Annotated in this window: 10 protein-coding genes; 6 read left to right on the forward strand and 4 right to left on the reverse strand. The window is 41.3% G+C overall.

Translation table 11 applies throughout. From position 1 onward, the window contains the following. Positions 1-49: 49 nt before the first annotated feature. Positions 50-1,279, reverse strand: a complete 1,230-nt coding sequence (gene serA / locus OHT75_RS04970; protein WP_264725363.1) for a phosphoglycerate dehydrogenase — start codon at positions 1,277-1,279, stop codon at positions 50-52. A 268-nt stretch (positions 1,280-1,547) separates the two neighbouring features. Between serA and OHT75_RS04975 the strand changes: the two genes are divergently transcribed. Together OHT75_RS04975 and OHT75_RS04980 are read left to right on the forward strand one after the other, a co-directional pair. Next, positions 1,548-2,147: a DUF2238 domain-containing protein gene (locus OHT75_RS04975; RefSeq protein ID WP_264725364.1), complete on the forward strand. Its 600-nt coding sequence runs from the start codon at positions 1,548-1,550 to the stop codon at positions 2,145-2,147. Positions 2,148-2,455: 308 nt separating this feature from the next. Then, positions 2,456-3,124: a helix-turn-helix transcriptional regulator gene (locus OHT75_RS04980; protein WP_264725365.1), complete on the forward strand. Its 669-nt coding sequence runs from the start codon at positions 2,456-2,458 to the stop codon at positions 3,122-3,124. Between the two features lie 58 nt (positions 3,125-3,182). Here OHT75_RS04980 and OHT75_RS04985 read toward each other — a convergent pair whose 3' ends face one another. Continuing rightward, on the reverse strand, positions 3,183-4,670 hold the full coding sequence (locus OHT75_RS04985) for a curlin (RefSeq protein ID WP_264725366.1): 1,488 nt from the start codon (positions 4,668-4,670) through the stop codon (positions 3,183-3,185). 14 nt (positions 4,671-4,684) lie between these two features. Further along, a complete protein-coding gene (locus OHT75_RS04990; RefSeq protein WP_264725368.1) occupies positions 4,685-5,125 on the reverse strand; it encodes a curlin in 441 nt (146 codons plus the stop codon). Between the two features lie 404 nt (positions 5,126-5,529). On the opposite strand from OHT75_RS04990, the gene OHT75_RS04995 reads away from it, so the two are divergent. The 4 genes from OHT75_RS04995 to katB all read left to right on the forward strand — a co-directional run bounded on the left by OHT75_RS04995 (position 5,530) and on the right by katB (position 10,802). Beyond that, positions 5,530-8,040 carry a S8 family serine peptidase gene (locus OHT75_RS04995; RefSeq protein WP_264725369.1) on the forward strand — a complete coding sequence of 837 codons (2,511 nt, stop codon included), beginning with the start codon at positions 5,530-5,532 and terminating at the stop codon, positions 8,038-8,040. Positions 8,041-8,346: 306 nt separating this feature from the next. Beyond that, entirely contained in the window at positions 8,347-8,784 is a 438-nt protein-coding gene (locus tag OHT75_RS05000; protein ID WP_264725370.1) for a PaaI family thioesterase, read from the forward strand. Positions 8,785-8,842: 58 nt separating this feature from the next. After that, positions 8,843-9,091 (forward strand): YgjV family protein, encoded by a 249-nt coding sequence (locus OHT75_RS05005; protein WP_264725371.1) that lies wholly within the window; start codon positions 8,843-8,845, stop codon positions 9,089-9,091. A 247-nt stretch (positions 9,092-9,338) separates the two neighbouring features. Then, positions 9,339-10,802, forward strand: a complete 1,464-nt coding sequence (gene katB, locus OHT75_RS05010; RefSeq protein WP_264725372.1) for a catalase KatB — start codon at positions 9,339-9,341, stop codon at positions 10,800-10,802. A 139-nt stretch (positions 10,803-10,941) separates the two neighbouring features. Here katB and OHT75_RS05015 read toward each other — a convergent pair whose 3' ends face one another. Continuing rightward, positions 10,942-12,003 (reverse strand): CYTH domain-containing protein, encoded by a 1,062-nt coding sequence (locus OHT75_RS05015; protein WP_264725373.1) that lies wholly within the window; start codon positions 12,001-12,003, stop codon positions 10,942-10,944. Between the last annotated feature and the right edge of the window lie 150 nt (positions 12,004-12,153).

The following is a 12,153-nucleotide window of genomic DNA, read 5'->3' on the forward strand; positions in this document are numbered from 1 at the left end:
GGCTACCAAAGTAACCGTTTTATTCATACAGTAAGCTAAATTTTGGTTGTTAAAACAATACGCGGGTACGAATAGTGCCTTCAATTTGCTTCAGTTCGACTAACGCTTCTTCTGCTTGGTCAGAGTCGACCTCCATCACCACATAACCAATCTCTGCTGTAGTTTGCAGGTATTGAGCGGCAATGTTGATGCCTTTCGCCGAGAAAGCTTGGTTAATCTTGATTAATACACCCGGACGGTTGTGGTGAATATGCAATAAGCGTGATGCTCCAGCGTGTTGTGCAAGCGATACTTCAGGGAAGTTAACAGCAGATACCGTTGAACCATTGTCTGAGTATTTAGCCAGTTTACCAGCAACTTCAACGCCAATGTTTTCCTGAGCTTCAGCTGTACTGCCACCAATATGAGGTGTGAGTAACACATTGTCTAAGCCGCGTAACGGACTGATAAACTCATCATCATTTGATTTTGGCTCAACGGGAAATACATCAATAGCTGCGCCAGCAATGTGCTCAGATTTAACCGCTTCAGCAAGCGCTTCGATGTCGACAACTGTGCCGCGTGATGCATTGATGAAGAAACTGCCTTGACGCATTTGACTGAACTCTTTAGCACCAAACATATCTTTAGTTTGTGGCGTTTCAGGCACGTGCAAACTAACCACATCAGCTGTGGCTAACAAGTTTTCTAAATCATGTACCTGAGAGGCGTTACCCAGGGGTAATTTATCTTCAATATCGAAGAAGACCACGCGCATACCAAGGGTTTCGGCTAAAATACCTAACTGAGTACCGATATGACCATAACCGATTACGCCGAGTGTTTTACCGCGCACTTCAACACTGCCGTTGGCACTTTTTAGCCAGCCACCACGGTGACACTGCGCATTACGCTGCGGAATGCCACGCATTAGCATGATGATTTCACCAATCACTAATTCAGCAACACTGCGGGTGTTAGAAAACGGCGCGTTAAAAACAGGGACACCGAGTTTTTCAGCCGCGGCTAGGTCAACCTGGTTTGTGCCAATACAAAAACAGCCAATTGCAACCAGTTTTTCTGCATGCTTAAGTACTTCAGCAGTTAATTGAGTGCGTGAGCGTAACCCTACAAAATGTGCATCTTTGATAGATTCGAGTAACTGGCTCTCATCTAATGAAGCTTTGTGATACTCAATGTTGGTATAGCCTGCTCTTTCTAGTACATCTACCGCACTTTGGTGGACGCCCTCCAACAGCAGGATTTTTATCTTATCCTTGTCAAGCGAATGTTTCGCCATGATATGGGTACCCTCTAATGTGTAATTGCTGATTTAGTACCTAAAGTACTTATGCTTATGATATCAGTTAGTTTACTATTAATATCTGCTCCCAAGCGACGTCAAATCAACTACTTTATTTACAGTAGGTGAGGCCTGTTCTACTTTGGGAAAATATGCGACTTCCAACGCATAGCCAAAGTAGCACTTTTTTTGCCCATTGTGGAGGGCTAGATGGCTAAAGTTAATATTCTAATTTTAGAACAATATCGAATAAGAGGAATTTTCATTGCATAATAAAATGATATGGATAGTTATTTATGCCGCGGTATTGCTTTGGTCGGTTAGCGATCCCAAAGATATGTTCACCTGGTGGCTTGAAGCTATCCCAGCACTTATTGCTGCGGTACTTTTGCTGGCAACACGTCATCGCTTCCAATTCACCTCATTGGCTTACTGGCTGATCCTTGTTCATTGTATTGTGTTGTTTATTGGGGCGAGATATACCTACGCAGAGGTGCCTTTATTTGATTGGCTTGCCCAGATGATGGGAAGTGAGCGAAATAACTATGACAAAGTTGGTCATTTCGCTCAGGGTTTTGTCCCCGTAATCCTTGCTCGAGAAATTATGTTACGTAATGGAGTCTTAAAGGTGGGGGCTTGGTGTCAGTTTTTATCTGTCTGTTTTGTATTGGCGTTTTCTGCTTTTTATGAGCTCATTGAGTGGTGGGTGGCAGCAGCGACTGGCGAAGATGCCGAGGCCTTTTTAGGCACTCAAGGTTACGTTTGGGATACTCAGTCTGATATGTTTTTGGCATTAATCGGGGGGATTTGTGGATTACTGTTATTAACCCGTCTGCATAATCGCCAAATTAGCCGTATCAAATAAACCTAATTAGATGTTTACAGTCATTTTTTGTCAGGCAATATGCGGATTAATACTTTTGAATGACTAGGTTTACTGTCTATCTAATTAATTTCTACTATGCTTGTTACTCTATTTACAAGGTTTACACCTTTTGTCGTAATCTCGGTTAATTACGTGTAGCATCGTTACAATAATTGGGTATAAAATAAAATTCAGGACGATGTTTGAGTACTCATGCTTTAGCCTATTTCATATTCATGAAGTTGAAACCAACGTATGATAATAAATAGAGTGCTTGAACGTAATAACACTTTTCAGGGAGAAGAGTCATGAGCTCAACTACGTATGAGTTGGTGTTTTTACATCAATTATCTGCCCCTTGCCACCTTGCTATTCTTGCTGAGTCTATAGGATTAAAGACCCGCATTGTTAAGCAAGCTGGTGAGTTAGAGTTAGAAAAAAAATCCAATAGCTTTTATCTGGTTTCCCAAAAAGGAGCCGCTCTCGATAATAAAGGCATCCCCTTGCTTGTCTCTCGTATTGTGAACCATGTACCTGTTGCTTTATACCAAGTAGAACGCGGTTCTTTAGACCAAGAGTCAGCTTTGCTATTGGGGGTACGCGGATTATTGTATGCCGATCAACGCATGGATTTAATGTTAACGGGTTTACGTAAAATGGTATCAGATGAACTTTGGTACGACCGCCCCTTGATTAGCAAAATGTTTAGACGATTGGTACAGAAGCTGGACAATAACAACGAAATTCCCGAAGACACGGTTGCAATGCTGCAAATGTTAACCAGTAGAGAAAGAACTATTATTCAATTGGTTTCCAGTGGTGCGCGGAATAAAGAAATTGCCCATCGTTTATGTATCAGCGAACACACAGTCAAAGCGCATATTTCTTCTATTTTTCGTAAAACCCAATCCCGAAATAGAGTCGAGTTATTACGTTGGGCTCAAACCTATCAAACTCATTTTGAACTAGTGAGTTAATAACAAATGTCAAATGAAAAAGGGAGCCATCGCTCCCTTTTTGTGTAAATAGTGACAGTTAGTTCTGAATCACAGTGGCACTATTAAAATCACCTACTTGTGTCACACTTACAGAGTTGTCAGCACCCGCCTGTGAGCCAGTAACGATGTTATCATTACCTGTTTGAGAAACAATAAAGCTATTGTTATCACCTACAATGGCAAATGCCCCACCAGTTTCACCACCAACCCAGTTACCGTCGCCAGATTGTATGATATCAACAAGGTTTTCATTGCCAAGCACCAGTAAGTCAACAAGGTTTACATCCCCGACTTGAGTCACATCGACTTCAGTATTTAAGTCACCAGACACTGAGGCTAGAACTTCATTGTCATTACCATCTTGTTCAACATCCACTTCATTATCATTGCCAACGATTTCAACTAAGGCAAAGTTTACATCACCTTCTTGGTCGATTTCGATGTCATTATCATCACCGACTGAGAATGCGAAAATGGTGTTATTGTCACCGTCTGATAATAAGTTGAAATCGTTGTCATTGCCGTAAGTACCAAATGCGGCATAGTTAGCGTCGCCTTCTTGATCAAGATCAACATCATTGTCATCACCCAAGACTTCAAATTCAGCTTGGTTAGCATCACCTTCTTGCTCTATATCGATATTATTATTATTACCATCAATGACGGCAATCAGTGTGTCACCGACAGTATTTGATTGACCTTCTTGGTCAATTTCAACATGGTTATCATCGCCTGTAGTGAACTCAAATACCGCAATGTTTCCATCACCTTCTTGTTCAATACTGATATCGTTATCTGAACCATCAAGTGCGTATATAAATCCGGTGTTCAAGTTACCAATTTGTTCCATATCGACAGTATTATTGTCACCGGATATCCCTCGAACCCCAGCAACATTACTGTTGCCGTCTTGGTTGGTCGTCACATCGTTGTTATTGCCTATGTTAGGAGTTAAATCCAGCGCGATTAAGCCGGCCTGATTTCCATTACCTATTTGAGTTATATCGCCATCGTTGTCATTGCCTTGAACCCGAAATACAGCAAAGTTATTATCGCCATCTTGTGAAACTGTCGCGCTATTTGCATCTCCTATCAGTTCAATATTGCTTTCGTTAATGTCACCGACTTGCTCAATATCAACAATATTAGTGCTGCCAGTAACCTGTACATCACTCTGATTAAAGAAACCATCTTGGGTCACGCTGGTTAAGTTCTCATTGCCTTCTAATGCGATGTTAGAAATATGCCAGTCAGCGGTTTGAATCACTTCGACGTCATTTTCATCGCCATTTGATGTTACGTAAGATTCTAGCCATACCCCATTTTGAGAAATCGTAGCGGCTTGATCGTTGCCTGTTTGATTTACGATGGATTGATTTAAAATCCCCGTTTGTTCCGATTTTACATCTTGGCCTACACCATCTTGCATAATGGAGATATTACTGACATCACTTGCAAAAGCTTGTGAAGATAAGCTTGCTGCAATGGCTAATGCTAATAACGTTTTAGTTGCTTGAGATTTCATATGACGCTCCCTGTTTAATATTGCGTTATTGTGATTGCAGCACCATCTGCAATCTGTTCAATTGAGAAATTTGCACTTCCTAGTTGATTTAATTGTGCTCGATTATCATTTCCAGTTTGGATAATTGAAGCAGTATTTTTCTCGCCTGCTTGTAACAGCTCTATTTCATTATTCACGCCAAATTGAGCAATGTGCGCCTGATTGTTGTCTCCAAGCTGTAATACAGATGCATGATTGAACTCGCCATCTTGCAAAAAACTTGCTTGGTTTAACATGCCTAGTTGGATCAAATTAACCATGTCACCACGATTATTATTCTCTAACAAGGTTTGCAATGTGACAGGTAAATCAATATCAACAAACGGATCCTTTTTACCTTCCTGTGCAAAGGCGGACAATGCAAGGCTGGACAGCAGGAGGGTGATACATAACGTTTTTGTCACTGAAATTAGCATGAACACTCCTTTGCATTACATGAAACGTAGCGGCGATGACTCACTCGAACGAGTCAAATGACTCGACCAACTTACGGGCTCTGCATGGTCATATCAATTGAACAAATGGGTATTTATTTTTAAGCATTGATTAAGGTTTTTAAGAGGGTTTTTTTAGTTTTTTGTTTATTAACAGTGATTTATGCTTTTTATTTTGGGTGTTAATTCTTATGGGCTAGGTTAATTAGGTTAGTAGTTAAGTTGTATTTATCTAACTCATACTTTCCAAATAACTTTGCTTATGGCAACAATCTTGGTGCAAAAATATTGCCGGATAAATTGCGTACCCTGAGTCAATGGACACATTTGTAACGTATTTAGCTGTGCCGGTTCTGGAATCAATAAGGACGATAGGAAACCAGTATATGTCGATTAAAATAACACCCGTTGCTTTAGCTATCGCGTCAGCAATGGCAATGACTTCTGCAGTGCCAGTGATGGCTAAGCAAGCTGTAACTTACCAGAAAGATACGATCTTAGTGGTCTATAAAGACAACGCGACAAAATTTGAGCGCACAACAGCACAAAAGCTTGTTGGCGCAACGCTCAAAGATGTCAATGCTGATGGTGTAGATGATCAATTCAGCCATCTTCTGAATGGAAAATTAGCTCGATTAAGTTTAAAAAATGGGGCGGATGTTCAAAAAGCGATCAAAATGATCAGCAAGCATCCTGCTGTTAAATATGCCGAACCTAACTATATTGTTCGTGCGATTGGCATGCCGGATGACCCCAGTTTTGTTGACCTTTGGGGTTTACATAATACTGGTCAAAGTGGAGGTTTAGCAGGAGCTGATATTGATGCTGTTGCTGCATGGGATATTTCAACTGGCGACAGCAATGTTGTGGTGGGTGTGATTGACACGGGTGTCGATTATAACCATCCAGACTTACAAGCCAATATGTGGGTTAACCCAGGTGAAATTGCAGGTAACGGTATTGATGATGATGGTAATGGTGTTATCGATGATATTCATGGTTATAACGCAAACGCTAATACTGGTGATCCAATGGATGGTAATGGACACGGAACACACGTATCGGGCACTATTGGCGCCAAAGGTAACAATGGGGTAGGCGTTGTCGGCGTTAACTGGGATGTGAGCATTATTGGCTGTCAGTTCTTAGACGCAAGCGGATCAGGCTCGACGGCTGGTGCTATTGCATGTATTGACTACATGACTAATTTAAAACTTAATCATGGTGTCGATGTTAAAGCGACAAACAATTCTTGGGGCGGCGGTGGTTTCAGTCAGGCATTAAAAGATGCCATAGATAACGCTGGTGATGCTGGTATATTATTTGTCGCAGCTGCTGGTAATGACGCATATGATAATGATATTACACCTAGTTATCCTGCAAGTTACGATTCAGATGTTGTTATGGCCATTGCCAGTACAGATCGCAATGACAACATGTCAAGTTTCTCTCAGTGGGGGTTAAACAGTGTTGATATCGGGGCACCAGGCTCGGCTATTTTATCTACTATCCCAGGAGGGGGTTATGACACCTACTCTGGGACTTCAATGGCTACGCCACATGTAACCGGAGCGGCAGCATTAGTTTGGTCGCTTAATCCTGATCTTACTCCTGTTGAAATGAAAGAGTTGCTTATGGTGTCAGGTGATACAAATGCCACTCTAACTGGACGCACCGTTGCAGGGACTCGATTGAATGTGGCTTCCGCATTAGATGCAGCGAACCCAGCACCAGGATTTCGTTTTACCGCGACTCCTGCATCACAAGAGGTTGAAGTGGGAAGCGCCGTTAGTTATGACTTTAACTTAGGCAGTATTGCAGGCTGGGATGCTACAGTGGCATTAACTGTCGATGTTACGCCGAGTTTAAACGGTGTGAGTTTGTCGAGTAATAGCGTTGGTGCTGGTGATGATTTTAGTGTTGATGTTGCCACTGACTCAAATGCGGCATGGGGGGATTATGTTATCACTGTTACAGGTGACGACGGTGCAACAGTGAAAACTAAGTCTGTATCGTTAACTGTTTACCCGCAAGGGTTAACAGATTTTCCTTATAGCAATGATGACGCTATTGCGATTCCTGATGATGATTCTGCAGGTATTTCAAGCACGATTAATGTACCAGATAATGTCACTGTATTTGGATTAACAGCAAGTGTTGATATTTCACATACTTGGATAGGTGATTTAGTGGTTACTCTAACCTCTCCAACGGGGACTGAATCTGTTTTACATAACCGTGAAGGTGGCAATGCTGACAATATTGTTAAATCTTGGGATTTAAGTGTTTTTAATGGCGAAATGGCAATGGGTGATTGGACATTATCTGTATCTGATAATGTTGGTGCTGATGTCGGGACATTAAACAACTGGGGATTAACCATCACAGGGTTGGGAGATGCAGCACCTGCGGCACCTGTTGCTGGTTTTGATTATGTTGTCGATGGCTTACAAGTCACATTTACAGATACCAGTTCAGACGCTAATGATGATATTACTACCTATGCTTGGGAATTTGGCGATGGTTCTACATCAGTAGATGTCAGCCCAACGTATACTTATGCAGCAGCAGGTATTTACACTGTTAGCTTAACGGTTACGGATGCAGAAGGTAATACCAATTCCATCACTACAGATGTTGAAGTTTTTGAGCATGCTATTGAAGCTGATGTGATTAGAGCAATGCTTTCACGACGCGGCAGTGCATTAGTCGATTTAACCTGGAATGGTGCGGTAGGTGAAAGTGTCGATATTTATCGCGATGGTGAAATGATTGCCACTACGGATAACGATGGACGTTTCCGAGATCGTTTCAGTGCCTCTGCAAGTACAGTCACTTATAAAATCTGCGAAACATCCAGTACTTTGTGCTCAGAGACATTTGTCGCGCAGTTTTAATTAATTTAATTTCAATGTTTTTCAAAGGGAGCTAAGTGCTCCCTTTTGCATTCCTATATCGAACGTATTCTATTAAGTTTGTTCGGTTAGTTAATCATTTTGAGCAACATTGTGCTGATAACTAGTCCCATTTACCCTTCAATAGGGACTTCTGCTTTGGTTTCAATGTCGGTTGACCTCTCTGATCCTTGGTGTCGTATTGCAAATCTCCTATTTTATCATTATGTCAGTTACACTACTTTAGCTGTTTCTTCTTACTTCATCTCGCAGTACACTAAAAACATAATTGTTAACTGGATGTATTCAATGAGTATTTGGTTTAGAGACGTGACACTGGAAGATTGTGAGCGTTTAGATGCGGGGATGAACGGTAAGGGCACTTTGATGCGTACATTAGGCATTAAAATCACCGAAATAGGTGATGATTATATGAAAGCAACAATGCCTGCTGATCCCAGTGTTCACAACCCTTTAGGCATTGTCCATGGTGGCGCAAATGTGGCATTAGCTGAAACAGTAGCCAGTTATGCGGCTAACTTTGTTGTCGATTTCACTCAATTCTATTGTGTGGGCCAAGAGATCAATGCTAACCACTTAAAAGCTTCTCGTAATGGTACATTAACAGCAACAGCTAGACCTGTTCATATTGGTAAGCGTAGCTCTGTATGGGAGATTTTAGTCCATAACAGCGCCAATGATTTATGCTGTATATCACGGATGACAGCGGCAGTTGTCGAACGGTGATTTCATCTTATTGGGATAAGCTATACTCACTAGATGAATGTACTTTTGGGAGTGACTAATGGATACCGCAACAATCTGGGAATGGGTGGGATATCTTGCCTCTGTCGTCGTAGCCATTTCGTTAATGATGGCAAATATCAAAAAACTTCGCTGGTGGAATTTGGTTGGCGCGGCGTTATTTGTTGCTTATGGGTTAGCCATTGATGCTATTCCTGTCGCATTAGTGAATTTTTTCATTGTGTTAATTGATGCTTATTATTTAGTGAAATTGTATCGTGAGCCAATCGTACCGCCGTCTGCAGATTAACCTTGTTACTTTGCCCATCGCCGAAGCATGCTTCGGCTTTTTATTGCATTTTTAAATCGTTTTTTACTTAACACTCTCCCACCCTAATTACCTTTGTCGATTGTAATTATCGTTTTTAATCGTTTTTACGGTTTTGTTGGCTCATGTATTATCGCTTTATTCGATAACGACGGCCGAGGAAAGCAAGATGGCAACCGTTTATGACTTAATTGAACAATGGTTACTTGAAAGTAATTAGGAGATAAAAATGAACAATTCACATTATTTAACAAGCCAAAATGGTGCACCAATAGCAGATGATCAAAACTCACTTTCTGCAGGTGAAAGAGGCCCCCTGTTGCTTCAAGATTGGCATCTTATTGAAAAACTTGCCCACTTTAATCGTGAGCGTATTCCTGAGCGTGTTGTGCATGCTAAGGGGACTGGCGTATATGGTACTTTTACACTGACTAAAGATTTAAGTGAGTACACTATTGCTGATCATTTCAATGGCGTTGGTAAACAAACAGAAACATTTGTGCGTTTCTCGACGGTAGGTGGTGAAATGGGGTCTGCTGATGCAGAGCGTGATCCTCGTGGCTTTGGATTACGTTTTTATACCGCTCGTGGTAATCACGATATTGTGGGTAATAATACTCCTACCTTCTTTTTACGAGATGGTATTAAGTTTCCGGATTTTATTCATACGCAAAAACGTCATCCGCAGACTAATTTAAAAGATCCACAAGCCATGTGGGATTTTTGGGCGCAAAACCCTGAAGCGATGCACCAAGTGACAATTTTAATGTCAGATCGTGGCATCCCTGCAAATTACCGTCAAATGCACGGCTATGGTTCACACACATTTTCATTTTGGAATGCCAAAGGCGAGCGTTTTTGGGTGAAGTTTCATTTTAAATCACAGCAAGGTGTGGTGAATTTAACTAATGAACAGGCTGATAAGTTAAAAGGAATTGATCCGGACTCTTCTCAGCGTGACATGATGATAGCGATCACCGACAAAAACTTTCCTAAGTGGGCGGTGAAGGTGCAAATCATGCCTGAAGCTGAGGCCAATACTTATCACATCAACCCGTTTGATTTAACTAAAGTGTGGCCACATGCTGATTATCCACTGATTGAAATTGGTGAGCTTGAGCTTAATCGTATGCCAAATAATTATTTTGCTGAAGTTGAGCAGGTTGCCCTTGCACCGAGTAATTTAGTGCCAGGAGTTGGAGCATCACCGGATAAAATGTTGCAAGCAAGACTATTTTCTTATGCTGATGCACAGCGTTACCGTATTGGCACAAATTACAATCAGCTGCCGGTGAATTGTCCACATGCCACTAAAGCAAACCATCATCAACGTGCTGGTGCCATGGCGGGGACACAATGTCCTTTCCAAGGTAGCCAAACAGGAGGTGATGCCAGTGCCAATTATGGCCCGAATACCGCTGCGGGCGCATTACAAGAAGCCTCGCAATTTGCTGAGCCGCCGCTGCGTTTAGATGGCGAAGCTGCTCGTTATAGCCGCTATAATCAAGATGACTTTAGCCAAGCGGGTAATTTATACCGTAAGTTTACTGAAGATGAAAAGCAGCGTTTGGTACAGACCATAAGTGGCTCTTTAAGCCAGGCCAGCTTGGATGTGCAACAACAAATGCTTGCTCTTTTTAGTCAGGCAGATGTTGATTACGGTCAGCGTATTGCTAAAGCATTAGGACTATAAAAAGACATGTCATCGCATTCAGTTTGATATTAATGAATGTCTACCACTTTTGAATGCTCACATTGATGTCTTTATTGGGCACAAAGGGACTGATGAGTAATCAGTCCCTTTGATTGGCTGATGAAATAGCCCGATACAGCTAATACAGAAAAGCCAATAAAGTGAGTTGAAATTTACCATACCCTTGATATCGCCAAAGTGACTCAAGATGATGAGGATGTGCTGATAAACCTGAGTGCTGATTCATCAATGCCAGCTCTTTGGTAAGTGCTGTAATAAAAGCCGTGGTCTGGTCATCAGCGAGTCGTGATGTTAACTTTTCATCGTTTAACGCTAACGCCTGCAGAGTTTGAATGCAGTGGATTAATTGGTTAAAAAATCTCACATATTCCGCATACTTATTTACCTGGTTCGGGATGATGTGCTGCTCTTCTTTGTTATTTGTGTTTACCTTATCGCTTAAATGTTCCAAATAGTGCTCAAGTTCAAGCCAGTGATTTAAACCTATCTTTAAGTGTGATTTTAACTGTCGGTTTTGCGATGTCATCGCGTTGTCTAATTGAACTGGCCAGTCAGTTTTGAATTGATAAGGCACCTTTCCTGATAAAAAGTAACCTGCTAATGCTTTACTTTGCTCTGCCAACCTTAATGGTACCTTGTTGGCAATTTGTAATGCCAACCCGATTAAATCCTCAGTTTTGCCAGCCTTTAATTCAAGCTCTAATTCATGAATTGGTTTTGTTTTTTGCCCTGCAATCACTTCGCCATTGTCTAATGCGATTTCAATTGTGCTGTTATTAGACTGCATTATCCAGGTTTGACGGGTAAAGTTGGTCTCAAAAATCACAGTTAATTGGTTATTTAAGGTATGTAGATCGGTATTTTTAGGCCAAATGTGCTGGGGGAACAACAATAAGTTGGGTGTTTTTTCAGCGGTTGTAACATTAAATTCAGGCCTGCTATGAAGTCCTGAGCCAACATTACCAGCCGTTTTAATCGTTTGTTCTTGATGATTTTTTGAGCCCCTAATTCTTAATCCCATATCCCATTGTGCTAACTGTAACGTGCAGGTGTCGAAATAGTGATTAAATAAAAAATCGCTTTTACAATCAGTTGAACTCGGTAAGTTATGGAGTGTTTTTACCAGTGAATCAAAATCTTGTAATGCAACAAATAGTTTCAGCTCAGTTTCAGTGTGCATTGACTTCTAGCTCGCGTTGTAATCAAATGTTCATAAATGCGTCATATTTAGTTCATGGTGTCACATTTCTGTAATAATAATCCCTTAGGATTGCGTCGCTCAGATCAATTATACTCTGAGTTGCAAGAGTAAATCGCAGTAGTGAGAAAT

Source organism: Shewanella subflava (assembly GCF_025971955.1).
GTDB lineage: Bacteria > Pseudomonadota > Gammaproteobacteria > Enterobacterales > Shewanellaceae > Shewanella > Shewanella subflava.

Coding starts and splice junctions, on each gene's coding strand:
- OHT75_RS04990 (WP_264725368.1), bottom strand. CDS start 5,125: ATGCTAATTTCAGTGACAAAAACGTTATGTATCACCCTCCTGCTGTCC.
- OHT75_RS05000 (WP_264725370.1), top strand. CDS start 8,347: ATGAGTATTTGGTTTAGAGACGTGACACTGGAAGATTGTGAGCGTTTA.
- OHT75_RS04980 (WP_264725365.1), top strand. CDS start 2,456: ATGAGCTCAACTACGTATGAGTTGGTGTTTTTACATCAATTATCTGCC.
- katB (WP_264725372.1), top strand. CDS start 9,339: ATGAACAATTCACATTATTTAACAAGCCAAAATGGTGCACCAATAGCA.
- OHT75_RS05015 (WP_264725373.1), bottom strand. CDS start 12,003: ATGCACACTGAAACTGAGCTGAAACTATTTGTTGCATTACAAGATTTT.
- serA (WP_264725363.1), bottom strand. CDS start 1,279: ATGGCGAAACATTCGCTTGACAAGGATAAGATAAAAATCCTGCTGTTG.
- OHT75_RS04985 (WP_264725366.1), bottom strand. CDS start 4,670: ATGAAATCTCAAGCAACTAAAACGTTATTAGCATTAGCCATTGCAGCA.
- OHT75_RS04995 (WP_264725369.1), top strand. CDS start 5,530: ATGTCGATTAAAATAACACCCGTTGCTTTAGCTATCGCGTCAGCAATG.
- OHT75_RS05005 (WP_264725371.1), top strand. CDS start 8,843: ATGGATACCGCAACAATCTGGGAATGGGTGGGATATCTTGCCTCTGTC.